Consider the following 25,682-nt stretch of genomic DNA (forward strand, 5'->3'; position numbering starts at 1 on the left):
AAACAATCGATGTTCCTTTTGTTGGTAACTAACTCTGGCATGACTTAATACCCTTGGGATATCTCACTATAATACTGCGGTACGGCATCATCAAACAAAATCCTGAACCGTTCCCTCTCCCTTCACTCCTAGAGATACCACTGCGTAATAACTGGCCTACTCCCTGTCGGTTAACATACGGGAAGGTGAGTAGAGCATTATAAATGGCGATGACAGTTGTGAACTCCTGCTCCTCGCTCATAAGGGACAACCATACTCAAATCTCCCACATTGCAGGAGATTTGAGTATGAACACGTCACCGTGGAACAAAGACCGTATCATCGGCCAAAAAAAGATCACTTCAGATATCTCATATCTGGGGGATCCGAATCCGACTTGAGCTGGAAGGTAAAACGCGCGATTTAGCTCTGTTCAATATGGCCCTGGACAGTAAGCTTCGGGGCTGTGATCTGGTCAAACCAAAAGTATCTGATGTTGCATATGGTAGCTCTGTTTCAAGCAGAGCAACGGTTTTGCAACAGAAAACCGGTAGCCCTGTGCAATTTGAGATAACCAAAATGACCAGAGAAGCTGTTGCTGCATTGATAAAGCTTGGCAATTTGCACAATAAAGACTTCTTGTATCGATCTCGGATCGGAACTAACGAGCACATTTCAACCCGGCAATACAACCAAATCTTTCATGGGTGGGTAGAAAAGCTTGGTCTCGAAGATTCGCTTTACAGCACACATTCCATGAGAAGAACAAAACCTTACCTGATCTACAAGAAAACCAAGAATCTTCGGGTGATCCAGGTTCTGTTGGGCCATAGGAAACTGGAAAGCACAGTCCGTTATCTGGGCATTGAAGTAGATGATGCGTTAGAGATCTCTGAATCGATTGAAGTCTAAGGTTATCAGGACTGTAATAACAGCCCTGTGCCAGGAGCGGACATACTATGTATTTACAATTCCTCCTACTCAAACGAGTCGTGTCATACTCTTATCTAACTACGAAGCTGATATGGATTTATCCAAGCAAGGTTCATCGAATAGACAGATTTTATTTACATCATTGAATTTTTAAGTGATTAACTTAAGATGACTTTTACGAACACTTATCCTGAGAGAGTGTTGAGTTATCTTGGAGTGGTAGGTTAAGGTCCTCCCCGCTACGCGGGGCCATAGCGGAGGTATTGTATTGATTCACTTCAACAAAGGATATGCTGTTCGAATTCCCTAACAAAATCAACATGTTGAGTTAAATGGAGCAATGACAATGGATAAATCAAAAAGCTTACCGAAATTACATGTAAGATATAAGAGATTTCAGAAGGATCTAAAAGACGTATGGGAATCTTTTTTAATTATAGAGTTTTACACACCCCGAATTAAGGATTTAATAAAAAACGATCGGTTGCCGACCTTAACAATTGATACCTTTAGAAATGAAAATACTAAAACACTTGATAAAGATAACACCTATGGTGCATTAAGTTCATTGGAACGGCGTGGTAATTTTAGACGGACATTACTTGAGGCTGTTCTAATATTTGAAGACTACATGTCTGACTTGATCGAATTGGTGTATTTAGACTTACCAAATAAATTAACATCAGTTCAAGATGACAGCAACAATACTGGTTATCAAAAACTTTTAAAATTAATGCTTAGCTGTTCCAACAAAGATGAAATGGTAGAAAGATTAGTTGAAGAGAAAATTCGAGGAGTGTTTTATGGGAATCCTTTGGATGTATTTGAAAAAGATAAAGCAAAATTGGAATTTGGTTCATTCTTTAAGGATAATTGCACGGCAGAACTTAACAAACTAAAGAAGATAATTGCAGCAAGAAATATTATTGCACATAACAACGGTAAGATTGACAGGAAGTATTTGCGCGAAACCGATGCCAGCGCGAATTTAGGCAGTATAATTAAATTAGACCGTGAATTTATTAAAGACACTTTACATACACTTTTTTTATTTGCAACTCAATCTGCTAAACTTGTAGTGGAAAATATCTATAGCGGCACTCCAAATGGTGTTCTAGGTAGAGCGGTCAATTCTTTAAACAAATGAATTGAACTTAGATATTTGAATATTTCGAAATTTGATTAGCATTTTGCAGTTCCATGTATTTCCTTCATCAGTTGTAGGAATTATATTCGAAATCTAGCTCCTCGTTCAAAACCAACATCGCGTTAATTTTGTAGAACATATGTTGAGCGGGGAGCCTTCCTGAGGTGGGCTTTCTCCTCTTCATATAACTTAAGTCACTTCACTTCTGACCCCAAACTTCCTGTGCTAGTTGTAGAAAGTGGGTTGGTCGCTAATAGTTCCCACCCCACCCTTGATTTGCCCTAGCGTAGAATACTGATGATCTTTTCGTAGGGAAAACGCTTCTTTATGGGAATACCTACACGTTGCTAATGAAGACGTTACTTATATCAGGGTGTACTAATCAACGAGGAGCTGGTTAACTTTGCTAGAAATCACCGAAATAATTAAAGATGGTAAATTTGTGCAACTGGTTTAAGACGCCAACTTCCGCTTCTCGCTCATAGCGGATCTTCAGCTCAACCAACTCGTTCGCTTAATGCCAACAGTGAATTTCGCTGAAATCAGTGCTTACTGACCGAATTCAAATTGCACAAATTTTAATGTCTGCCCATGCCGCAATTTACAGACGATATTTTGGTTCGCGAAGATGCCAGAAAATGTTTTCGCCTGTTCTCTCGGAAGAGTCTTGATCCAACGAACACCAACAACCCATTCGGAAAGCTCTTCATTGTCAGAGTTTGCGTTTGGGTGTTCCGCTTTCAATCCTGCGGAGAGTAGAGGAACATTCGAATCAGTTATGAAATCGCGAATCATAACCGCTGGTTTGGTCACTTCCCCAAAGCCGACGTAACCGCATCCCTTCATGTAAGCATAAATTTTGTCACCAACTGCAAGACGATTAAGTGCTGATGAATACACCTTCCCTTGACCTGCTCCAATAAAGCCAAATTGTCTGTTATCGTCCCAAGTTCGATATTCGCATTCGCCCACATTCACGAACCAACTACCAGTCCATTCATCTTGATTAGAAGCAATTGTTCTTTGCTTAACTTCTTTTCGTTCAATATAATCTTTAGCCTCCGGCAACGGAATAATTGTTTCCGGCTTGATAAATAGCTCACCATCAGAATCGATAAATGGAGCAATCCGAGTGCATTGAATATCTATGCCATATTCTCGCAACCATAATACTGCGGAGATGACTTCAGAGTTAAACTCTTTTGAGGCCAAAATAATATGCTGTTTCGCATTAAGTAACTCAATGTCAGCATCAATAAATTCCTCAATTTTTTTAGTCGCATCAAATTCAGACTTGTTTAAATAGGACGCGTACAGCTTAAAAATCTCGCCGGGCAAGAGACTTGAGCAATACGATGCATACTTTATTGCCTGCCATTCAACGGACGAGCCAGAATCATCCCGTTTCAATTCAACCACAACAAGTGCTGCCGATTTATTTACGCAAAGCAAATCAAGGCGCTTACCAGAGGCAAGAATGACCTCTTTGCCAATGACAAGTAGTTCCTCACCTAAAATAGTCGGGCTTTTTTCGATCCATTCCTGAATATCGAAACGTTCCTTCAGCCCAAGTTCCGAGAAGTTTGTTGGTTTCAGTTTGATTAGTGTCTTATTTATTATATCTACACGAAACATTGGCGCTATCTCCTTTCAAACGTTTACTACACATGAATATGCCATATTCAGCGGGATGCCTACACTACTATGACCATAAAAGATAGTACGCAACGTCAGCTCCTCGTTCACAGCAGACCTTCATTTCAGTCAACAATGTCCGCTGCGTGCCAAGAGCCGACGTTGCCAACATCTACCTGCATCAATCTGTGGGGAGCAGGTCAATGCCCCTTTGTACCATGGTTGAATATTGTAATGCACTAAGTGAGTGCGCTTGAGCATCAAGGGGAGTTTCGAGGATGGGCAGCGGTGATGCTGTACAAAGATGAGCTATATGGTACATTTGATCGCAAAGATAAATAGCCAGGCCCATTTAAAGTATTTGCATATTTACTTCTTGAAAATGGTTTATATCACCGGAAGGAGATGTGTTTAAAACCGATACCGAAGTTCAAGCTAAGCTAAATGAAGAGCTAATCAAATACAACCAAAATGAAATAGAATCAGACCGCGATAATTTCCTTGGAACAATTAAAAACTGGTATGACGCAAAAAACTCAGACATCAAAACCCTAATAAAGAGGCTTGTTGAAAAATAATGGCAAATACTTTTTTTAAATATCCAAAAGCAACTAATTACTAAAATACTTTTCATCTAATTGTTTTTGTTTTATAAATTCCCCCCCAGGATACTACCTAACAACCACTTTGCTTCTCATTCATTGACAAATAATATTTAAGTAATATGTAAAACTTAGCTAAAACCACAAATGCCATTCATTTACAATGACTAACATTTGTGGTTCTCTATATACATATCACATATTATATTCATTCCTAATTCGTATGTTTTCAATATTAAGGAATGACGGTAACTTTATCTTACCGGGTAAGGTTTTGCTGTAAAAAGTGTCTTTTTTCAAGTAATCAGATAATGTAACTGTGCCATCTTCATGTATTTTTATATGGCCTGAATCGTATAAAAGATGGAGATCAGAGCGCAAAATAAAACCATTTTCAACAGAATCATTACCACTGTTTTTCACAGGGATAATATGGCATGCCTGAAGTACCTCACTTACACTTGCATTAGACAATAAACATTTCCCTGAATATGCCTCCATCAGCTTTCTTCTGAACTCAGCCTGTTTTGGTCGTAAAGTGATTTCTGTGAGAACTCGTCTTCTAGCGATTACCTCCGTAGCTTCTGCAAGTTTCGGTACAGCTTGTTCAGGCGACATTGATTTATATGATATTTCAGGAGAATCAATGAGTGATTTAGCTAAAGAATACTGGTAGTCTGTTAGATAAAACTCTTGATTTAGATTGGTTGCCCTTTCATTCTGAGATTGTCTCGAATTTAAATATCCATAACTTTCGAGAAAAAACAGAAACTCCCTGGCTATTCTTTTATCATTAGATTTTTCATTAGCTATCCAAGAATCAGGTCCTAAAGTTGTGCCATGTCGACAATCAAGTATTACTTTAAAGATGTCATAAGCGGTGGCTTTGTTACCAGCCATTGGTATCACTATTTCAATTAACTCTTTAGTGGTTAAATATCCATGTTCACATTTGAAATTGTAAAGGTGATAAATAATACATAAAATTAGTTCTAATGGTTTAATCTTAACACCTTCATGATACCACTCAGAAATAACTTCATCATCTTCAATAAATGGATTAGGAAGCTCCATACTCTTAATTACAATAGCAGAAAATTCATCTTTAGTAATTAGCCCTGAAGAATAAGAACGCCCAAAATCAGTCAGTTCTATTCCATGTTCTGTGCTTAACAGGGTACCCGTATTTTTCCAATACTGACCGGAGTTTCTAAAAAGGTTCCTTTTTTCAGAACGTGCTAATGACACGTTTAAGTCATTATAATCCTTAATGTCTTTTTCTACTTTTTGTAGTAATTCAAAAACATGTTTACTGTTTACATGTTCACCTTCATTCAATGAAAGAACACGTAAACAGCCAAAGTAGACTTCTGGAATATTCAAACTTTCGGATGGTGTCATCGAAGCCCATCTCCAACGATATTGAGGAAATGGTTTAACAAAAGAATACATAAGTCCCCCTCCTTGACTAAACACTTGTTGAGACTATCAGACAAGGAAGGGAAAGGGCAATTGCTATTCTATCGTTTTATGATGCTCAGTTAACATTTTACCTAAGGCTAAACCTAGTTTTGGTGGGACAGCATTAGCGATTTGTCGATATCCAGACGTCTTACTACCACAGAAAAAGAAGTCATCCGGGAATGATTGAACTGCCGCAATTTCTCTGACAGTCATTCTTCTCTCATTATTAGGGTGGTGTAATACAACTACACCACCTTTCTCATCTCCACGACCTGTTACTGTCGGAGCTGGTTTATCCGGATCCATAAACCTATGTCCTAGATGCCCATTGAATGTAAGCTTATACAACGAATGCTCATGATTTTTGAACTCACTATTCCCCCCCGGCTCAGTAAACCTTTTCAAGGCCTGGCCTACAGAAATCCATTTAGGTAGATTTATCCCATCTTTTTCATGAGTCTTAGGCGGTGGAAAGTTTTCAATATCAGGCAAATCTTTCCTTACGCCTAATATAATGACTCTCATTCGAGTTTGTGGAACACCATAATCAGCACAATTTAGAAGACTGTATTTAACATTATATCCTAACGATTCAAAATCACTTGTTATCTTTTGTATAACAAGACCTTTATCCAAGGATAAAATACCTTTTACATTTTCAGCTATAAAATATGATGGTTTCTTATCTCGAATAATACGAACCATTTCTAAATATAATTTATTCCGAGGATCTTCAGACTTTCTATTCATATTTGCGACAGAGAACCCCTGACATGGAAATCCGCCAACCACAATATCGCAATTCGGTATCTCAGATGAACTGATATTGGATACATCACCCAGAACAATATGCTCACCTATATTTTTCTTATAGGTATCTACTGCATCTTCATAGATATCATTTGCCCAGATGATATCTAGCCCAGACAGTTTTAAACCAAGGTCTAATCCCCCTGCGCCTGAGAACAATGAAACAACTTTCATTTATTATCACCTACAATAATATTTTTTAAACTCTTGGCTAAAGACTCAGCAAATAAAACAGGAACAGCATTACCAACCTGCCGATAGCAAGATGTCATACTTCCCACAAACTCATAATCTAAAGGAAATGTTTGTATTGTTGCTGATTCTCTAACAGACATTCTACGGTGATTTTTGGGATGCTGAATAGCACAAACCCCACCTTTACCGTTACCTCTTGCAAGAATTGTAGGCGAAGGTTTACTTGGATCTGTTTCCCTATGACCTGTGAAATTCCTATTTGTTATTTTATAGGCTGAGTATACATGATTCAATAAATCACAATTAGAATCGGGTTCGGGAATGCCATTAAGAGCATCACCGATGTTTACCCAAGGAGCTAACCCCATTTTATTAACTTTTTTAGGAGAGGTGTGCGTTGGCAGTGGATACATATACTCTATATTTACATCGTTTCTAACACCAACGATAATAACTCGGTATCGCATCTGAGGCACACCATAATCAGCCACATTGAAGAGCTGTTTTTTAACTTTATAGCCTAACGCTTTAAAATCACTTTCGATTTTTTCTATAGCCGTACCATTATCTAGGCTTAAAATACCCCGTACATTTTCCGCAAAAAAGAACTTAGGTTTTTTAGCGTCTACAACCCTAAGAAACTCTAAATATAATTGATTCCTTTCATCATCTTTATTTCTTAAGAGATTAGCTTGAGAAAATCCCTGGCAAGGAAACCCTCCGATAACAACATCACAATCAGGGATATCATTCATATCAACCTGAGACAAATCTTTTAGAACAATATGATCGCCAATATTTTTTTTATATGTTTGTACAGCGTCAGAGTCAATATCATTTGCCCAGACGATTTGAAAACCGGCGTTTTTAAAACCAAGGTCAAGACCGCCAGCTCCTGAAAATAATGAAACAACTTTCATCATACTCTCAACTCCAAAAATTTAACCCGATAAATTAACACAAAGCGCTTCCAACTGGAACTACTTTATAGAATAAAGGTAAGTAAGATTTCAAAAGACCTTAAGTTTCTTGAACTCATATGGATTCGTTGCTTTGAGTCTATTGGAGTCCAGGAGATCTGCCCACCACTGCAACATCAAACGGCGCTCATCCAAGTGTTCAGCCTTATGAATATACGCAGCCCGTACAGAGTTACGTTCCATATGGCTCATCTGCCGCTCTACTGCATCCTTCGACCACAATCCCGATTCAATCAACGAACTACATGCCATGGTCCTGAATCCATGCCCACAAACCTCCACCTTGGTGTCATACCCCATAACACGCAACGCCTTGTTCACCGTGTTTTCACTCATCGGTTTACGAGGGTTATGATCGCCAACGAAAACAAAATCACGCTCACCACTAAGCTTGTGAACCTGTTTAAGGATTTCTAATGCCTGGCGAGACAGCGGTACTAAATGAGGCGTACGCATTTTCGAGCCACGCTGTGAATGCTTCACTCCTTCAATAGCTTCTCGTTCAGCCGGTATTGTCCACATTGCCGTTTCAAAATCGATTTCAGACCAACGCGCAAAGCGCAATTCACTGGAACGAATGAAGATCAATAAGGTGAGCTCAACGGCCAAGCGGGTCAAAGGGCGTCCCGTGTAACCGTCAATTCGGCGGAGTAGTTCAGGTAGACGTTTCAGCTCAAGTGCAGGGCGATGGACACGGTTACTGGAAGCAACTGCTCCAGCCATCTCTTGGGCCGGGTTGTAATCAATCAAGCCACATTGCACTGCATAGCGCATGATTGCTGTGGTTCGCTGCTGAAGACGAGAAGCGACTTCAAAGCGGCCTGTAGCCTCTACGATTTTAATGGGTGCAAGCAGGTCTCGAGTCTTCAGCTCTTCAATGCTCCGCTTGCCAATAGCGTGAAACAGATTATCTTCTAGGCTCTTCAGTACCCGTCGACTGTGATCCTCTGACCATTTCTTGTTAGTTGCGTGCCACTCTCTGGCAACTGACTCAAAGGTAATAACCTCTTTCGCCTGCTCTTCTTTTACTGCCCGCTTGTGCTCGCGAGGATCGATACCTGCAGCAACAAGCTTTCTGGCCTCTTCTCTCTTTTGACGAGCACCAGCCAGTGAAGTTTCAGGGTAAACCCCAAAAGCCATCAGGTGCTGCTTACCACCAAAACGAAAGCGGAAGCGCCAGTATTTTGAGCCGTTAGGGTGAATAAGCAAAAACATGCCATCCCCATCGACAAGGGTGTACTCCTTTTCCTGCGGTTTCGCAGAACGTACTTTAGTATCTGTCAGAGCCATAAAAGTTCTCCTTCCATGTGCCGCTGTGAGTATACAACCATTATCGAACCAGCATATATACTCGGTTCTATACTCACAAGCGACTTGATGTGGGTTGACTCAGATTGACTTCTATTGAAAGGAAAATCGCGGAAAGCCTTGTGCAGCTCGGATTTTAGGCACAAAAAAAGACGTCCGTTGACGTCTATTGATGTTCCGATGGTGCCGAAGGCCGGACTCGAACCGGCACGTATTTCTACGGTTGATTTTGAATCAACTGCGTCTACCGATTTCGCCACTCCGGCACGGAAGGGATGCGGAAAACGTTGTGGATTATACCTGTCGTGCGCCACCATGCAAGCGCCAGCGTGTGTCTGGCTCGCTAAGTGTTGAAAATTTCAGCATTACCTTTCTTACCTGTAACCATCATCACAGTTTACCCGCTTCTTAATCCCCCCTTCTGCGAAGCGTCCCGTTTCCCCATGCTCTACACTTCCAGTTCAACACCACACTGAGGGAAACACGATGTCGATGATAAAAAGCTACGCCGCTAAAGAAGCAGGCAGCGAACTCGAACTCTATGAATATGATGCGGGCGAGCTCAAGCCGGAAGATGTCGAAGTCCAGGTCGATTACTGCGGTATCTGCCATTCTGATTTGTCGATGATCGACAACGAATGGGGATTCTCTCAGTATCCGCTGGTTGCCGGGCATGAGGTGATTGGTCGCGTGGCGGCGCTCGGCAGCGCGGCGCAGGATAAGGGTCTGAAGGTTGGTCAACGCGTCGGCGTTGGCTGGACGGCACGCAGCTGCGGGCACTGCGACGCCTGTATCAGCGGTAATCAAATCAACTGCCTGGAAGGTTCCGTTCCCACTATTCTTAATCGCGGTGGCTTTGCCGAGAAGCTGCGGGCCGACTGGCAGTGGGTGATCCCGCTGCCGGAGAGTATCGATCTGGCGGCAGCTGGCCCATTATTGTGCGGAGGCATTACGGTGTTCAAACCGCTGCTGATGCACCATATCACCGCCACCAGCCGCGTCGGTGTGATCGGCATCGGCGGCCTGGGGCATATCGCCATTAAGCTGTTACACGCGATGGGCTGCGAAGTGACCGCATTCAGTTCCAATCCGGCGAAAGAGCAGGAAGTGCTGGCAATGGGGGCGGATAAGGTGGTCAACAGCCGCGATCCAGATGCGCTAAAAGCACTGGCGGGCCAGTTCGATCTCATCATTAACACGGTTAACGTCGATCTCGACTGGCAGCCCTATTTTGAAGCGCTGGCCTACGGCGGTAACTTCCATACCGTCGGTGCAGTGCTGAAGCCGCTGCCAGTACCGGCGTTTACCTTAATTGCCGGGGATCGCAGCATCTCCGGTTCGGCGACCGGGACGCCATTCGAGCTGCGCAAGCTGATGAAGTTTGCCGGGCGCAGCAAGGTGTCGCCTACCACCGAGCTGTACCCGATGTCGCAAATTAACGAAGCAATCCAGCATGTGCGTGACGGCAAGGCCCGCTACCGCGTGGTGCTGAAAGCCGACTTCTGATCGTCTTTGCCGGGAGGCGTAAGCTTCCCGGCTATTCTCCCCGCTATTCCAGGCAGGTAAAATTCTCCTCACAATCTCCGCAATTTAGCGGTGAAGAGTGCGTCACGGTTGCCTATACTCCAGGCAGGATAAATGGAGGAAATCTCAATGAGCGCACCCCTGCTAATTGCCCGCACGCCGGACACCGAACTGTTTTTACTGCCAGGCATGGCCAACCGTCACGGGCTGATTACCGGCGCCACCGGGACCGGTAAAACCGTCACACTACAAAAGCTGGCCGAATCGTTGTCCGAAATTGGCGTACCGGTATTTATGGCCGATGTGAAAGGCGATTTAACCGGCGTGGCCGAGGAAGGACAAGCCTCTGAAAAGCTGCTAGCCCGCCTGAAAAACATCGGCATTACCGACTGGCAACCGCATGGTAATCCGGTCACGGTGTGGGATATCTTCGGCGAAAAAGGTCATCCGGTGCGAGCCACGGTATCTGACCTCGGGCCGCTGCTGCTGGCTCGTCTGTTGAATCTCAACGACGTTCAGTCCGGCGTGCTGGATATTATCTTCCGCATTGCCGATGACCAGGGCCTGCTGCTGCTCGATTTCAAAGACCTGCGGGCCATCACTCAGTACATCGGCGATAACGCTAAATCCTTCCAGAATCAGTACGGCAATATCAGCAGCGCTTCGGTCGGGGCTATCCAGCGCGGACTACTGTCGCTGGAGCAGCAGGGAGCGGCACACTTCTTTGGCGAACCGATGCTGGATATCAAAGACTGGATGCGTACCGACGCCAGCGGCAAAGGGATGATTAATATTCTCAGCGCAGAGAAGCTCTACCAGATGCCCAAACTGTACGCCGCCAGCCTGCTGTGGATGCTCTCAGAACTGTACGAACAGTTGCCGGAAGCGGGCGATCTGGAGAAGCCAAAACTGGTGTTCTTCTTTGATGAAGCGCATCTGCTGTTCAACGATGCCCCGCAGGTGCTGCTGGATAAAATCGAACAGGTGATCCGTCTGATCCGCTCGAAAGGGGTCGGCGTGTGGTTCGTCTCGCAAAACCCGTCGGATATTCCGGACAACGTGCTTGGTCAGCTGGGGAACCGCGTGCAGCACGCCCTGCGCGCGTTCACGCCGAAAGATCAGAAAGCGGTGAAAACCGCGGCGCAAACCATGCGCGCCAACCCGGCATTTGATACCGAAAAAGCCATTCAGGAGCTGGGAACCGGCGAGGCGCTGGTGTCGTTTCTGGACGCCAAAGGCAGCCCGTCGGTGGTTGAACGGGCGATGGTGATTGCGCCGTGCTCACGGATGGGACCGGTGACGGACGACGAGCGCAACGGGCTGATTAATCACTCTTCGCTGTACGGCAAATATGAAGAAGATATCGACCGAGAGTCCGCCTATGAACGTTTACAGCAGGGCGTGCAGGCCAGTACCGAGCAGCAAAATACGCCTCCCGCCAACGGTAAAGCGGTCGAGGTGGACGGCGGTATTCTCGGTGGATTGAAGGATATTTTATTTGGCAGCACAGGGCCGCGCGGCGGCAAGCGTGATGGCGTGGTACAGAGCGTGGCGAAAAGCGCGGCACGACAGGTTACTAATCAGATAATCCGCGGCATGTTGGGGAGTTTGATGGGCGGGAGAAAACGCTAGCCCGTATTACGTTGCCGGATGGCGGCTTAACGCCTTATCCGGCCTACGGGTCCGGAGTAGGCCTGAAAAGCGCAACGCCATCAGGCCTACGATTACTGTGATTACGATTTACGCAGCATCAGCCACAGGCTTATCAGGAAGAAGCTGGCGCTTGGCAGCAGCGCACCGATAATCGGCGGAATGCCGTACACCAGCGTCAGCGGGCCAAAGATTTGGTCCAGCACATAGAACACAAAACCGAAGCTAATCCCCGTCACCACACGCACACCCATCGGGACGCTACGCAACGGACCAAAGATAAACGACAGCGCCATCAGCATCATGACCGCCACTGACAGAGGCTGGAAGACTTTGCTCCACATATTGAGCTGGTAGCGTCCGGCATCCTGGCCGCTCGACTTCAGGTACTTCACGTAGTTATGCAGACCGCTAATCGACAGCGCGTCAGGATCCAACGCCACGACGCCGAGCTTGTCGGGCGTCAGGTTGGTTTTCCAGGTGCCGCTCACCGTTTGCGAGCCGGTGATTTGTTTCGGATCGGTCAGGTTGGATTCATCCACCTGTGACAAACGCCAGACCTTCTGCTCCGGGTCAAACGTCGCGCTCGCAGCGTAGCGTACAGACTGCAGACGGCGCTTGTCGTTAAACGAGTAGATGCTAATCCCGCCCAGCTCGGCCTCGCCTTTCACCCGCTCGATGTAGACAAAGCTGTCACCGTCTTTCGCCCACAAACCCTGCTGGGTAGAGAGCAGCGAGCCGCCGTACATCTGCTGCGCACGGTAGTTACGCGCCATCTGTTCACCCTGCGGTGCGACCCATTCGCCAATGGCCATCGTCAGCAGCACCAGCGGAATCGCGGTTTTCATCACCGACAACGCCACCTGCATACGGGTAAAGCCAGAAGCCTGCATCACCACCAGTTCACTGCGCTGGGCCAGCATGCCCAGCCCCAGCAATGCCCCCAGCAGCGCCGCCATCGGGAAGAAGATCTGGATATCTTTCGGCGCACTGAGCAGGGTATACAGCCCGGCGCCCATCGCATCGTAGCTCCCCTGCCCGGCTTTTTTCAGCTGGTCAACGAACTTGATGATCCCGGAGAGCGACACCAGCATGAACAGCGTCATCATGATGGTGGTGAAAATGGTTTTACCGATATAGCGGTCAAGTACACCAAAAGGCTGCATTATACCGCTCCTTTACGCATAAAACGGGCACGCAAGCGGCGCATCGGCACCGTATCCCAGAGGTTAAGCACAATCGCCAGCGCCAGATAAGCCAGGTTAACCACCCACATCCAGAACACCGGATCCAGCTTACCTTTGCCACCGTTCGACTTCAGCGATGTCTGAACCAGGAAGAACAGCAAATAGAGCAGCATTGCTGGCAGCATCGACAACACGCGACCCTGACGCGGGTTTACCACGCTCAGCGGTACAACCATCAGCGCCATCATAAATACGGTGAATACTAACGTGATACGCCAGGTCAGCTCCGCGCGGGCGCGATCGGTGTCGGTCGCCAGCAGCGTACGCATGGTCATCTGTTCGGTATCGTTTGGATCCAGCGCCACGGCCTGATGGCCGATAATCGCCTGATAATCCTGGAAGTCGGTAATGCGGAAATCACGCAGCAGCGCGGTACCTTCAAAGCGCGTCCCCTGGTTTAGCGTCACAACCTGAGAGCCATCGCGCAATTGGGTAAGATGTCCGGAATCAGCTACGACGACCGAAGGACGAGCGTTGCCTTTCGGGCGGATTTGCGCGAGGAACACGTCTTTGAAGTTGCTGCCGTCAACGCTTTCGATAAACAGCACCGAACTGCCGTTGGTCGCCTGCTGGAATTGCCCCTGAGCAAGCGCCGCCATACCGGGGTTCGCTTTCGCCTCTGCCAGGACTTCGTCCTGATGTCTGGAGGACCACGGTCCGGCCCACATCACGTTGACCGCCGCAATAATACTGGTAAACAACGCCAGCACCATCGCCGCTTTAACAAGCACAGCCTTGCTCAGCCCACAGGCATGCATGACCGTAATTTCACTTTCGGTATACAGTTTGCCCAGCGTCATCAACAGCCCGAGGAACAGGCTTAAGGGCAAGATAAGTTGCGCCATTTCTGGCACGCCCAGCCCCAGCAGCGAGAGCACCAGATTTGCCGGGATATCACCGTCAACAGCCGCACCAAGGATCCTGACCAACTTTTGACAAAAGAAGATCAAAAGCAGGATGAATAGGATCGCAAGTTGGCTTTTGAGCGTTTCCCGAACCAGATATCTTATGATTATCACTTTAAATACGCCCGTAAAAACCCGTCTTTTGCCGGAATTTAGCTTGTTTCATGGCTTAAACGTCATTTATTCTCTTGAGTCGTCGAAATCGTCGCTAAGATCATTATACTCAACGGATCCACCTCTCAGAAATTGTTCTGACGTGCCAATGCCGTAATAACGTTAAGATTAACACGAAGTCACCGCAACAGCGGGTATGAGTTACGAAAGCTTGCAATTCTATCCGTAGCCACCGCCGTTGTCTTTAAGATTCAGGAGCGTAGTGCATGGAGTTCAGTGTAAAAAGCGGTAGCCCGGAGAAACAGCGGAGTGCGTGCATCGTCGTGGGTGTCTTTGAACCACGCCGCCTCTCTCCGATTGCAGAGCAGCTCGACAAGATCAGCGACGGGTACATCAGCGCACTGCTGCGTCGTGGCGAACTGGAAGGCAAACCGGGTCAAACCCTGTTGCTGCACCATGTTCCTAACGTTCTGTCTGAGCGAATTCTCCTTATTGGTTGTGGCAAAGAGCGCGAACTTGATGAGCGCCAGTACAAGCAGGTCATTCAGAAAACCATCAATACGCTGAATGATACTGGCTCAATGGAAGCCGTGTGCTTTCTGACTGAGCTTCACGTCAAAGGGCGTAATAACTACTGGAAAGTGCGCCAGGCCGTTGAGACGGCACAGGAAACGCTGTACAGCTTTGACCAGTTGAAGACCAACAAAAGCGAGCCGCGTCGCCCGCTGCGTAAAATGGTCTTCAACGTGCCGACCCGCCGCGAGCTGACCAGCGGTGAGCGTGCGATCCAACACGGTCTGGCAATCGCCGCTGGCATTAAAGCGGCGAAAGATCTCGGCAACATGCCGCCAAATATTTGTAACGCTGCCTATCTGGCTTCTCAGGCGCGTCAGCTGGCAGACAGCTACAGCAAAAATGTTGTGACCCGCGTGATCGGCGAGCAGCAGATGAAAGAGCTGGGTATGCACTCTTATCTCGCCGTCGGTCACGGTTCGCAGAACGAGTCGCTGATGTCAGTCATCGAGTACAAAGGCAATCCGTCCGAAGACGCGCGTCCGATTGTGCTGGTCGGTAAAGGGTTAACCTTCGACTCCGGCGGTATCTCCATCAAACCTGCCGAAGGCATGGATGAGATGAAGTACGACATGTGCGGCGCAGCAGCAGTGTACGGCGTAATGCGCATGGTGGCCGAGCTTCAACTGCCCATCAACGTCGTCGGCGTACTGGCGGGCTGCGAAAATATGCCGGGTGGCCGCGCGTATCGCCCAGGCGACGTGCTGACCACCATGTCTGGTCAGACCGTTGAAGTGCTCAATACCGACGCCGAAGGACGTCTGGTGCTGTGCGACGTGTTAACCTACGTCGAGCGCTTTGAGCCGGAGGCGGTGATTGACGTTGCGACCCTGACCGGCGCGTGCGTGATTGCTCTGGGCCATCACATCACCGGCCTGATGTCGAACCACAACCCGCTGGCGCATGAGCTGATCGGTGCGTCCGAGCAGGCTGGCGACCGCGCGTGGCGTTTGCCGCTGGGTGATGAATACCAGGAGCAGTTAGAGTCTAACTTTGCGGATATGGCGAACATCGGCGGACGTCCTGGCGGCGCCATTACCGCGGGCTGCTTCCTGTCACGCTTTACCCGTAAGTACAACTGGGCGCACCTGGATATCGCCGGTACCGCATGGCGTTCCGGGAAAGCCAAAGGCGCAACCGGTCGTCCGGTCGCGTTACTGTCGCAGTTCCTGCTCAATCGCGCGGGTTTTAACGGCGAAGAGTAAGTTTAAGATTGCCCCGTAGGCCGGATAAGCGCAGTGCCATCCGGCAAAACGCCTGATGGCGGCGCTAATACGCCTTATCAGGCCTACGGTGTGCATCATGGCAACGCATTTAAATCCACCACAAGAAGCCCCATATATGAAGAATGCGACGTTCTATCTTCTGGACAACGACACACAACAAGATGGTTTAAGCGCCGTCGAGCAACTGGTGTGTGAAATTGCCGCAGAACGTTGGCGGGCTGGCAAGCGCGTGCTTATCGCCTGTGAAAACGAAAAGCAGGCTCTTCGACTGGATGAAGCCCTGTGGGCAAGACCGGCAGAAAGCTTTGTTCCGCATAATCTGGCGGGCGAAGGCCCCAGAGGCGGTGCGCCGGTAGAGATTGCCTGGCCGGAGAAACGCAATAGCAGCCCGCGCGACCTGCTCATCAGTTTGCGCGTTGGCTTTGCAGATTTTGCCACCGCTTTCACAGAAGTGATAGACTTCGTTCCTTACGAAGATTCTTTGAAACAATCGGCACGCGATCGCTACAAAGCTTACCGCGTGGCTGGTTTTAACCTGAATACGGCAACCTGGAAATAATGGAAAAGACATACAACCCACAAGATATCGAACAGCCGCTTTACGAGCACTGGGAAAAGCAGGGCTATTTCAAACCTAACGGCGATGAAAGCAAAGAGTCCTTCTGCATCATGATCCCGCCGCCGAACGTCACCGGCAGTTTGCATATGGGTCATGCTTTCCAGCAAACCATCATGGATACCATGATTCGCTACCAGCGCATGCAGGGTAAAAACACCCTGTGGCAGGCTGGTACCGACCACGCGGGTATCGCTACCCAGATGGTGGTTGAGCGTAAGATTGCCGCTGAAGAAGGTAAAACCCGTCATGACTACGGTCGCGAAGCGTTTATCGATAAAATTTGGCAGTGGAAAGCGGAATCCGGCGGCACCATTACCCGCCAGATGCGCCGTCTCGGCAACTCCGTTGACTGGGAGCGCGAGCGTTTCACTATGGACGAAGGTCTTTCCAATGCCGTGAAAGAAGTCTTTGTTCGCCTGTACAAAGAAGACCTGATTTACCGTGGCAAGCGCCTGGTAAACTGGGACCCGAAACTGCGCACCGCTATTTCTGACCTGGAAGTGGAAAACCGCGAGTCTAAAGGCTCCATGTGGCATATCCGCTATCCGCTGGCCGACGGCGCGAAAACCGCAGACGGTAAAGATTACCTGGTCGTGGCGACCACCCGTCCGGAAACCATTCTGGGCGACACCGGCGTGGCCGTGAATCCGGAAGATCCGCGCTATAAAGATCTGATCGGCAAATTCGTTATTCTGCCGCTGGTTGACCGCCGTATTCCGATCGTCGGTGATGAACACGCCGATATGGAAAAAGGTACCGGCTGCGTGAAGATCACCCCGGCACACGACTTTAACGACTACGAAGTCGGGAAACGTCACGGCCTGCCGATGATCAACATTCTGACCTTTGACGGTGACATCCGTGAAACCGCGGAAGTGTACGACACCAAAGGTGAAGAGTCCGACGTTTACTCCAACGCAATCCCGGCTGAGTTCCAGAAGCTGGAACGCTTTGCCGCGCGTAAAGCGATCGTCGCAGCCATTGATGCGATGGGCCTGCTGGAAGAGATCAAACCTCACGATCTGACCGTTCCTTACGGCGACCGTGGCGGCGTGGTTATCGAACCGATGCTGACCGACCAGTGGTACGTCCGTGCCGACGTGCTGGCAAAACCGGCGGTTGAAGCGGTTGAAAACGGCGACATTCAGTTCGTACCGAAGCAGTACGAAAACATGTACTTCTCCTGGATGCGCGATATTCAGGACTGGTGTATTTCCCGTCAGCTGTGGTGGGGTCACCGTATCCCGGCATGGTATGACAACGACGGCAACGTATATGTTGGCCGTACCGAAGACGAAGTGCGTCAGGAAAACAACCTCGGCGCCGACGTTGCGCTGCGTCAGGACGAAGACGTTCTCGACACCTGGTTCTCCTCCGCGCTGTGGACCTTCTCTACCCTGGGCTGGCCGGAAAACACCGACGCGCTGCGTCAGTTCCACCCAACCAGCGTGATGGTCTCCGGCTTCGACATCATCTTCTTCTGGATTGCCCGCATGATCATGATGACCATGCACTTCATCAAAGATGAAAACGGCAAGCCGCAGGTTCCGTTCCATACCGTCTACATGACCGGTCTGATTCGCGACGACGAAGGCCAGAAGATGTCCAAATCCAAGGGCAACGTAATTGACCCGCTGGATATGGTCGACGGTATCTCACTGCCGGAGCTGCTGGAAAAACGTACCGGCAACATGATGCAGCCGCAGCTGGCCGAGAAGATCGCCAAACGTACCGAGAAGCAGTTCCCGAACGGCATCGAGCCGCACGGCACCGACGCCCTGCGTTTCACCCTGGCGGCGCTGGCCTCTACTGGCCGCGACATCAACTGGGATATGAAGCGTCTGGAAGGTTACCGTAACTTCTGTAACAAGTTGTGGAACGCCAGCCGCTTCGTGCTGATGAACACCGAAGATCAGGATTGCGGTTTCAACGGCGGCGAAATGACCCTGTCTCTGGCAGACCGCTGGATCCTCGCTGAATTCAACCAGACCATCAAAGCGTACCGCGAAGCGCTGGATAACTTCCGCTTCGATATCGCCGCGGGCATCCTGTACGAGTTCACCTGGAACCAGTTCTGCGACTGGTATCTGGAGCTGACCAAGCCGGTAATGACCGGAGGAACTGATGCTGAACTGCGCGGTACCCGCAATACGCTGGTGACCGTGCTGGAAGGTCTGCTGCGCCTGGCGCATCCGATCATCCCGTTCATTACCGAAACCATCTGGCAGCGCGTGAAGGTTATCTGCGGCATTACCGCCGACACCATCATGCTGCAGCCGTTCCCGGAATATAACGCGGCTCAGGTAGACGAAGCGGCGTTGGCCGATACCGAATGGCTGAAGCAGGCGATCGTTGCCGTACGTAATATTCGTGCGGAAATGAACATCGCCCCGGGCAAACCGCTGGAGCTGCTGCTGCGTGGTTGCAGCGCGGATGCGATGCGTCGGGTCAACGACAACAAGAGCTTCCTGCTGAACCTGGCGCGTCTGGAAAGCATCACCGTGCTGCCAGCCGATGACAAAGGTCCGGTCTCCGTGACCAAAATCATCGACGGTGCCGAGCTGCTGATCCCGATGGCGGGCCTCATCAACAAAGAAGATGAGCTGGCGCGTCTGGCAAAAGAAGTGGCGAAAATCGAAGGTGAGATTGCCCGTATCGAAGGCAAACTGTCCAACGAAGGTTTCGTTGCCCGCGCCCCTGAAGCGGTCATCGCCAAAGAGCGTGAGAAGCTGGACGGTTACGCAGAAGCCAAAGCGAAGCTGATTGAACAGCAGGCGGTTATCGCCGCGCTGTAATTGTTGTTGAGGTTATCGCTGCATTAAAGGCCGGAGCTTGCTCCGGCCCTGTTGTTTTTACATGAAGTCCAGCGTCGGCATCATGCCACGAGAAAGGCGCGCCACCACGCCGTTTTCAACGACGTCATCGCTATTGGTTAGCTCTAGTTCATCAAGATTACCGACGACAAAGGTATTTTCCGCCAGCCACGCAATGACCCACATTCTCAGCAAAGGATATGCCAGTCCACCGGTAATGGCCGAAATCACATACAGGCTACCTAAGCGGTAAACCATGCCATGAAACGTCAACGTTGAACGAAAGCGAATATTGCCGTCAGCTAATTTCAGATTATTAAGGAAATGATTGCGGAACGCCACGGTCAAATAGCTCATGGATACCGCAATACCTATGTAATAAATGATTTCACTGATAATAATCTGGCGCTGATATTCGAGAAATATCATCATTTCGAGCTCATCCTCTGTCATGGCAGTAGTATCCAGTTCCGCCATAGACAGAAACAGTGCACTCAGAATAAAACCGACCACCACCAGGAAAGGAATCAGCGCCATCATTGCCAGAATCGCCGATTTAATACAGTGACGAACATTGATTTGTACGTCAAAGCGATGAATGCCGAAACGACCGCCCTGGCCAACAATGGTCATCAGTCGGCTGTAAGATATACCGCTAGCGACCCCCAATCCCACCAGCCCGATCAGTCCAATCACTATTACAGAGAAAATCATCTCCCCCGCCGTTTCCATCGGGCAAATCTGCACAAGCGCAAATATCACCGCGCTCCACCCCAGCAGCATGGCTATGGGTAGCCCCAGCATATTCCACCAGGCCCGCATTGCCCCGCATTTGAAACTGAAACGGATACCGTTCAGGGTGGTCATCATCCCCTGATAGTGCAGGTTCTTAACGATCAACACAGGGATTGATAAAACCAGCAGAAGCAGGATTAGAGATCCGGCAAAAATATAATTGTAACTAATCAACACCATGCCAACAATATAAATCACCATCAGCATCAACCAGCTTAAAAAAACCGATCCGCCCGTCACGCCGTAGGTGAAAGACTGCCCATCTAATTTCATGTTAGAATAAATATAACGGCGACATTTCATCAGCGCCCAGGGCAGGTAAATACCCAAAGTAATAAATACCAATAATGAATTCACAAGACAAATAAGAAAATAGCGACCGCCGTCTCCGGTAAACTTAAACGCCTGAGAAGACTGGCTTTCACCCTTAAAATTTCCATCCATAATTTTTCCCTGATTTAATTAACCTTTCCAATGATAATTATTTGCAGGCATCACAATTACCCGCTCAAATATATTATCTTATTACTAGTCAGGCGAACATACACCCTCTCGATTTATAAGTTACTTGCATCGCAATTCAGAGAGTGCTATTAGATAAATTTATTAGCATTGTTTAATCGGGTAGTAGAATGAATGTTGTCGAATCACTCACGTTACGTCCTCTGACGGCTGAAGATAATCCAGCTATCGCTGCCGTGATCCGCCAGGTTTCCGCCGAATACGGCCTGACCGCCGATAAAGGCTACACCGTTGCCGACCCTAATCTGGACGAATTGTTCCAGGTTTACAGCCAGCCGGGCGCGGCCTACTGGGTGGTTGAGCAAAACGGTGAAGTCGTGGGCGGCGGCGGTGTTGCACCGTTAGGATGTAGTGAACCAGACATTTGCGAGCTGCAAAAGATGTACTTCCTGTCGAGTGCGCGCGGTCAGGGGCTGGCGAAAAAACTGGCGCTGATGGCGCTTGAACATGCCCGTGAGCAAGGTTTTAAGCAGTGCTATCTTGAGACCACGGCTTTTCTGACTGAGGCAATTCGCCTGTATGAGCATTTAGGCTTTGAGCATATCAGCGAAGCGCTGGGCTGTACCGGGCACGTAGATTGTGAAGTGCGAATGTTAAAGCCCCTCTGACCTTACGCCGAGAGGCTTTAACCGCGTTACTGCATCTCGGCTGAGAGCATCAGTCGAATAACGCCAGCCGCGCGAGCGGTTGGCAGCTTCAGCACCTGTGACCATAAATCTTGCACCATTTCACAGGCGACTTTCTCTTTGCCCACGCCTTTACTCGGATCGGCCATGATTTGGATATCCGGTCCAAAGCGTTGTACCAGCCCCGGACTGATGGATTGCAGATCCTGAAGCGCCAACTGTTTTTCTTCCGCCGTAACCGTATGTTTGTTCGGGCCATAGGCCGCGTGCATCATACTCATGTCGCTGGCCATACGACGGTTCATGAGCTCGTGCGGAATAATACGCACCGGGTTAATCCCGCCTTTCACTGCCGGGAACAAAAAGCGAAAACATTCGTCATTGCCCACTTTTGCCACCGCGGCAATCTGCTCGAGATTAATCTTCATATACTCGATCACGTTGGCATCAGGCGCCTGCTGCAAACGCGCCATCTGTACCTGCAGGATCTGCGGCTGAATAGCGTCGATAATCTGTTGCTCGCTTTTCCCCGCCTCTTTCAGCTGCGTTGCCTGGGTGAGGATGTTCTGCCACAGCGCTGGCTCCTGCTCCTTAAGCACCTGATAAACGGGCATGGACAGCATCGCGTTTTCAAATTTCTGCGCATCCGTCAAACCATAATCCGGGCTTTCGCGTGGGATCAGGTAGTGCACATCAAACAGATTCCACGCGATAATCGCCACCACAAAGACCACCGCGCCAGAGACCTTGCCCAGCCAGCCTTTTTTGCGAAACATGCCGACGACGATAGCAATCACCGCCCCGATATAACCTGCCAACAAAACGTGTGCCCAGTTCATTAACCATCCTTATGCCAAATCGTCTCTGTTACAGGGATATATTTCCCCTTCGATGTTTTGATTATTACGGCAGCGGCGAGCTATTTCCAGCCACCAGATTTTGCTAACAGAAACAGGAAGGATTAAACCGCGCGGCGATGGGCACCGCGCGTCAAAGAAAGGAACTAAGCTGGCACACCGCTGTGGAAGCGGAATTCATCGTCAGGAGAGGTGATCAACGCGGCTTCTACTTCGCCAAAAAACCGCACCCGGCTACTGATATCATCGGCTGAAACCTGCTGCGCCAGCGCCAGGTAATCCTGATAGTGCCGCGCCTCGGATCGCAGCAGCGACAGATAAAACGCCTGCAAATCGTCATCCAGATACGGTGCGAGCGCGGCGAACCGTTCACAGGAACGCGCCTCAATGTAAGCCCCGCAAATCAGTTTATCGATTAACGTCAGCGGCTCGTGGGTGCGCACCTCTTTGAGCATACCTTTGGCGTAACGGCTGGCGGTAATCTTAATATAGGGAATGTTGCGACTCATCATCGCCTCACGCACCTGCCAGAAATGATGCAGTTCTTCTTTGATCAGCAAAACCATGCTGTCGATAAGCTTGCGTCCCCACGGGTCGTCGGTTTGCGGCATCACGCTTTTGCATATCTGTTTATTCAGCGCGATAAAATCCGGCTCATCCCCTTCTCTGAAAGCAAACGCTTCATAGGGTTTCAGCCAGTCCAGCAGCGCCTGAGATCCCTGTTTATCTGCGACATACTTACGCACCAGCAGCATCGCCGTTTGCGCCGCTTTCAGCTCACAGACGAGGTGGTCGGTCAATAACAGAGGCAGATTAGCCGGGTCTCGCGCTTTATCAAGCCAGGCCTGGGGCGTTTTACAGTGCAGGAAATTGTGAATCGGGGAGAGTATTTGCAGATAATCCATACATTGTCCTTGGCCTGCGGCAGCCTGGGCTACCGCAGGTCAGTAGATGACTTAGTGACGCACGCCGTCATCATCTTCGTCGACGAGATCTTCATCGTCGCCGTCTTCACCTTCTTCGCCGTTCGGGTCTTCAAAATAGGTGCCCCAACCGTCGTATTCCACATCATATTTTTCAGCCAGGTTCATCAGCTGCTCAACCTGAGCATCGATCAACTCCGCATTCAGTGCACATTCGCTCAAAATGTCACAGCAAATAACCGTGTCGCCTTCTTCCACTTCCAGCTCTTCCGGCTCGGTCACTTCATAACCCAGCTTGAAGGCTTCTACTGCCGCTTTTTCCAGGGTTTCGAAGTCATCCGCGGAAAGGTGATGCTCAATGGTGTACAGCGCGTCTGGATCGCTGCCATCTTCGAGTAACTCTTCAATAATCAAGCGCGTTTCTTCACGCTGTTCTTCCAATAGTTCCGGGTTTGCCATGGCTCGTTCCTCATAATGTCCTGCCGATACTCTTATTGTCACATACCGCTGTCATTGCCTCCACCTTTCCAGGAAAGATTTGTTAAACAAGGTTGCAAATGAATAAACATCCATATAAATTGAATTTTAATTCAATAAATGGCCTAAGCCATGTGAGGGAACCATGTCTGCGTTTTATCATAAACATTTTTTGAAACTGCTTGATTTCACCTCTGCTGAACTCACGTCACTGCTCCAGCTCGCCGCGCAGCTAAAGGCAGATAAGAAAAACGGCACTGAAGTCGCAAAGCTCACCGGTAAAAACATCGCGCTCATCTTCGAAAAAGACTCAACCCGCACCCGTTGCTCTTTCGAAGTTGCCGCATACGACCAGGGCGCTCGCGTGACGTATCTCGGGCCAAGCGGCAGCCAGATTGGCCATAAAGAGTCGATCAAAGACACCGCCCGCGTGCTCGGCCGCATGTACGACGGTATTCAGTATCGGGGACACGGCCAGGAGATTGTCGAGACGCTGGCGGAATATGCCGGAGTTCCGGTGTGGAACGGATTAACCAACGAGTTTCATCCCACCCAGCTGCTGGCGGATCTGTTAACTATGCAGGAACACCTGCCAGGTAAAGCGTTTAATGAGATGACGCTGGTCTACACCGGTGATGCCCGCAACAATATGGGCAATTCCATGCTGGAAGCCGCTGCGTTAACCGGGCTGGATCTGCGCCTGGTCGCACCGCAGGCCTGCTGGCCAGAGGAAAGTCTGGTTGCAGAGTGCAAAGCGCTGGCGCAGAAAAACGGCGGCAATATTACGCTGACCGAAGATGTCGCCGCGGGCGTGAAAGGTGCGGACTTTATCTATACCGACGTCTGGGTATCAATGGGCGAAGCAAAAGAGAAGTGGGCCGAACGTATTGCGCTGCTGCGTAAGTACCAGGTTAATAGCACGATGATGGCGTTGACCGGCAATCCACAGGTGAAATTCCTGCACTGCCTGCCCGCGTTTCATGACGATCAAACCACGCTTGGCAAACAAATGGCACAGGAATATGGTCTGCACGGCGGTATGGAAGTGACCGATGAGGTCTTTGAATCACCCGCCAGCATCGTATTTGATCAGGCGGAAAACCGGATGCACACCATCAAAGCGGTGATGGTGGCGACGCTGGCGAAGTGAGGGCATGGATGAAAAGAATGCCGGATGGCGATGCTAAGCATCTTATCCGGCCTACAACCGCGCTCTCGTAGGCCGGGCAAGGCGAAGCCGCCCCCGGCAAATACGCTTATGCCACTTGCATTTTCACCACGGCTTTGCGTACCAGCGCAGGAGCACCGACCGCGCACAGCGGTTTATGCACTTCACCCGGATAGAACACCACGAAATCACCTTCGTTCAGCACCACCGTTTTCTCCTGTACCCCTTCCGGCAGGAAGGCGATGTCTTTATCCGCCAGCCAGTCAGTTTCCGGCGCGCCCGCAGGCTGCGTGCTGAAGGTCATTCCTTCCTGGCCTTTGAGCAGGATCTGAATATCCAGATAGCGGGCGTGATACTCGGCGCGGCGCTGTGCAAACGGCTCCGTCATATCTTCGGCAATCAGATAAAACAGGCGATCGCCGTCAATGTCGTGCTTACCTTTTTCCGTCGCATCCGTCACATGCGCTTTAATGTGTTCAATTGCCTGACGCAGCTCTTCCGGCAGCCAGGCATCCAGGTTGTGAATATTGCCAACAATCATCTCAAACCCCTTAATTAAAACATCGTTTCATTTTAGTTGTTATACGAAA

23 protein-coding genes, 1 tRNA gene and 1 pseudogene are annotated in these 25,682 nt (G+C 49.1%); 11 read left to right on the forward strand and 14 right to left on the reverse strand.

All coding sequences use genetic code 11. The features are described 5' to 3' along the window. Positions 1 to 287: 287 nt before the first annotated feature. Both OGV98_RS20960 and OGV98_RS20965 read left to right on the forward strand, forming a co-directional pair. A pseudogene (locus tag OGV98_RS20960) lies at positions 288 to 891 on the forward strand (tyrosine-type recombinase/integrase). A gap of 367 nt (positions 892 to 1,258) precedes the next feature. Then, a complete protein-coding gene (locus OGV98_RS20965) occupies positions 1,259 to 2,059 on the forward strand; it encodes a hypothetical protein (RefSeq protein ID WP_286552064.1) in 801 nt (266 codons plus the stop codon). Between the two features lie 549 nt (positions 2,060 to 2,608). Here OGV98_RS20965 and OGV98_RS20970 read toward each other — a convergent pair. Beyond that, a complete protein-coding gene (locus OGV98_RS20970; RefSeq protein ID WP_286552067.1) occupies positions 2,609 to 3,694 on the reverse strand; it encodes a DUF8606 domain-containing protein in 1,086 nt (361 codons plus the stop codon). A gap of 407 nt (positions 3,695 to 4,101) precedes the next feature. Here OGV98_RS20970 and OGV98_RS20975 point away from each other — a divergent pair, with 407 nt between their 5' ends. Continuing rightward, positions 4,102 to 4,272 (forward strand): hypothetical protein, encoded by a 171-nt coding sequence (locus OGV98_RS20975; protein WP_286552069.1) that lies wholly within the window; start codon positions 4,102 to 4,104, stop codon positions 4,270 to 4,272. Between the two features lie 219 nt (positions 4,273 to 4,491). Here the strand turns inward: OGV98_RS20975 and OGV98_RS20980 are convergent, their stop codons facing one another. The 5 genes from OGV98_RS20980 to OGV98_RS21000 form a co-directional block, all read right to left on the reverse strand. Continuing rightward, positions 4,492 to 5,748, reverse strand: coding sequence for an HNH endonuclease (locus tag OGV98_RS20980; protein ID WP_286552071.1), 1,257 nt, complete (start codon positions 5,746 to 5,748; stop codon positions 4,492 to 4,494). Between the two features lie 63 nt (positions 5,749 to 5,811). Next, positions 5,812 to 6,744: a DNA cytosine methyltransferase gene (locus tag OGV98_RS20985; RefSeq protein WP_106902696.1), complete on the reverse strand. Its 933-nt coding sequence runs from the start codon at positions 6,742 to 6,744 to the stop codon at positions 5,812 to 5,814. Then, positions 6,741 to 7,688 (reverse strand): DNA cytosine methyltransferase, encoded by a 948-nt coding sequence (locus OGV98_RS20990; RefSeq protein ID WP_106902697.1) that lies wholly within the window; start codon positions 7,686 to 7,688, stop codon positions 6,741 to 6,743. Before OGV98_RS20990 ends, OGV98_RS20985 begins: the two co-directional genes overlap by 4 nt. A gap of 87 nt (positions 7,689 to 7,775) precedes the next feature. After that, entirely contained in the window at positions 7,776 to 9,035 is a 1,260-nt protein-coding gene (locus tag OGV98_RS20995; RefSeq protein WP_117101799.1) for a tyrosine-type recombinase/integrase, read from the reverse strand. A gap of 199 nt (positions 9,036 to 9,234) precedes the next feature. Beyond that, a tRNA-Leu gene (locus OGV98_RS21000) sits at positions 9,235 to 9,319 on the reverse strand. A 220-nt stretch (positions 9,320 to 9,539) separates the two neighbouring features. Here OGV98_RS21000 and ahr point away from each other — a divergent pair. Together ahr and OGV98_RS21010 are read left to right on the forward strand one after the other, a co-directional pair. Then, positions 9,540 to 10,559, forward strand: coding sequence for an NADPH-dependent aldehyde reductase Ahr (gene ahr, locus OGV98_RS21005; RefSeq protein ID WP_044699125.1), 1,020 nt, complete (start codon positions 9,540 to 9,542; stop codon positions 10,557 to 10,559). A gap of 147 nt (positions 10,560 to 10,706) precedes the next feature. Beyond that, on the forward strand, positions 10,707 to 12,209 hold the full coding sequence (locus OGV98_RS21010; RefSeq protein ID WP_003025876.1) for a helicase HerA-like C-terminal domain-containing protein: 1,503 nt from the start codon (positions 10,707 to 10,709) through the stop codon (positions 12,207 to 12,209). A 101-nt stretch (positions 12,210 to 12,310) separates the two neighbouring features. Here the strand turns inward: OGV98_RS21010 and lptG are convergent, their stop codons facing one another. The 3 genes from lptG to OGV98_RS21025 form a co-directional block, all read right to left on the reverse strand. After that, entirely contained in the window at positions 12,311 to 13,393 is a 1,083-nt protein-coding gene (gene lptG / locus OGV98_RS21015) for an LPS export ABC transporter permease LptG (protein WP_003025875.1), read from the reverse strand. After that, complete coding sequence (lptF, locus tag OGV98_RS21020; RefSeq protein WP_003839630.1) at positions 13,393 to 14,493, reverse strand: LPS export ABC transporter permease LptF; 1,101 nt, start codon at positions 14,491 to 14,493, stop codon at positions 13,393 to 13,395. The genes lptG and lptF overlap by 1 nt, the downstream gene beginning before the upstream one ends. 62 nt (positions 14,494 to 14,555) lie before the next feature. Continuing rightward, the gene (locus tag OGV98_RS21025; RefSeq protein WP_212723231.1) at positions 14,556 to 14,606 is read right to left on the reverse strand and encodes a hypothetical protein; all 51 of its coding nucleotides are present in this window, start codon (positions 14,604 to 14,606) and stop codon (positions 14,556 to 14,558) included. Between the two features lie 153 nt (positions 14,607 to 14,759). Between OGV98_RS21025 and pepA the strand changes: the two genes are divergently transcribed. The 3 genes from pepA (at position 14,760) to OGV98_RS21040 (ending at position 19,706) form a co-directional block, all read left to right on the forward strand. Beyond that, on the forward strand, positions 14,760 to 16,271 hold the full coding sequence (pepA, locus tag OGV98_RS21030) for a leucyl aminopeptidase (RefSeq protein WP_003025870.1): 1,512 nt from the start codon (positions 14,760 to 14,762) through the stop codon (positions 16,269 to 16,271). Positions 16,272 to 16,407: 136 nt separating this feature from the next. Next, complete coding sequence (gene holC, locus OGV98_RS21035) at positions 16,408 to 16,851, forward strand: DNA polymerase III subunit chi (RefSeq protein ID WP_003025862.1); 444 nt, start codon at positions 16,408 to 16,410, stop codon at positions 16,849 to 16,851. Beyond that, positions 16,851 to 19,706, forward strand: coding sequence for a valine--tRNA ligase (locus tag OGV98_RS21040; RefSeq protein WP_049003492.1), 2,856 nt, complete (start codon positions 16,851 to 16,853; stop codon positions 19,704 to 19,706). The genes holC and OGV98_RS21040 overlap by 1 nt, the downstream gene beginning before the upstream one ends. A gap of 57 nt (positions 19,707 to 19,763) precedes the next feature. On the opposite strand, the gene OGV98_RS21045 is transcribed toward OGV98_RS21040, so the two are convergent. Next, a complete protein-coding gene (locus OGV98_RS21045; RefSeq protein WP_202580821.1) occupies positions 19,764 to 20,963 on the reverse strand; it encodes a YjgN family protein in 1,200 nt (399 codons plus the stop codon). 188 nt (positions 20,964 to 21,151) lie between these two features. Between OGV98_RS21045 and OGV98_RS21050 the strand changes: the two genes are divergently transcribed. After that, positions 21,152 to 21,649, forward strand: coding sequence for a GNAT family N-acetyltransferase (locus OGV98_RS21050; RefSeq protein WP_046670837.1), 498 nt, complete (start codon positions 21,152 to 21,154; stop codon positions 21,647 to 21,649). A 26-nt stretch (positions 21,650 to 21,675) separates the two neighbouring features. Here the strand turns inward: OGV98_RS21050 and OGV98_RS21055 are convergent, their stop codons facing one another. The 3 genes from OGV98_RS21055 to rraB all read right to left on the reverse strand — a co-directional run bounded on the left by OGV98_RS21055 (position 21,676) and on the right by rraB (position 23,906). Continuing rightward, positions 21,676 to 22,506 (reverse strand): topoisomerase II, encoded by an 831-nt coding sequence (locus OGV98_RS21055; RefSeq protein ID WP_202580822.1) that lies wholly within the window; start codon positions 22,504 to 22,506, stop codon positions 21,676 to 21,678. A 164-nt stretch (positions 22,507 to 22,670) separates the two neighbouring features. After that, on the reverse strand, positions 22,671 to 23,429 hold the full coding sequence (miaE, locus tag OGV98_RS21060) for a tRNA isopentenyl-2-thiomethyl-A-37 hydroxylase MiaE (protein WP_202580823.1): 759 nt from the start codon (positions 23,427 to 23,429) through the stop codon (positions 22,671 to 22,673). A 51-nt stretch (positions 23,430 to 23,480) separates the two neighbouring features. Next, on the reverse strand, positions 23,481 to 23,906 hold the full coding sequence (gene rraB, locus OGV98_RS21065) for a ribonuclease E inhibitor RraB (protein ID WP_003025845.1): 426 nt from the start codon (positions 23,904 to 23,906) through the stop codon (positions 23,481 to 23,483). 98 nt (positions 23,907 to 24,004) lie between these two features. Here rraB and argL point away from each other — a divergent pair, with 98 nt between their 5' ends. Beyond that, positions 24,005 to 24,100, forward strand: coding sequence for a putative translational regulatory protein ArgL (gene argL, locus OGV98_RS23665; protein WP_371303384.1), 96 nt, complete (start codon positions 24,005 to 24,007; stop codon positions 24,098 to 24,100). Further along, complete coding sequence (gene argF, locus OGV98_RS21070) at positions 24,070 to 25,074, forward strand: ornithine carbamoyltransferase (RefSeq protein ID WP_003844898.1); 1,005 nt, start codon at positions 24,070 to 24,072, stop codon at positions 25,072 to 25,074. Before argL ends, argF begins: the two co-directional genes overlap by 31 nt. 106 nt (positions 25,075 to 25,180) lie before the next feature. On the opposite strand, the gene OGV98_RS21075 is transcribed toward argF, so the two are convergent. Then, positions 25,181 to 25,633, reverse strand: coding sequence for a YhcH/YjgK/YiaL family protein (locus OGV98_RS21075; protein ID WP_003839618.1), 453 nt, complete (start codon positions 25,631 to 25,633; stop codon positions 25,181 to 25,183). Positions 25,634 to 25,682 lie beyond the last annotated feature (49 nt).

Origin of the sequence: Citrobacter sp. Cf136, from assembly GCF_030333815.1 — a bacterium.
Lineage (GTDB): Bacteria > Pseudomonadota > Gammaproteobacteria > Enterobacterales > Enterobacteriaceae > Citrobacter > Citrobacter freundii.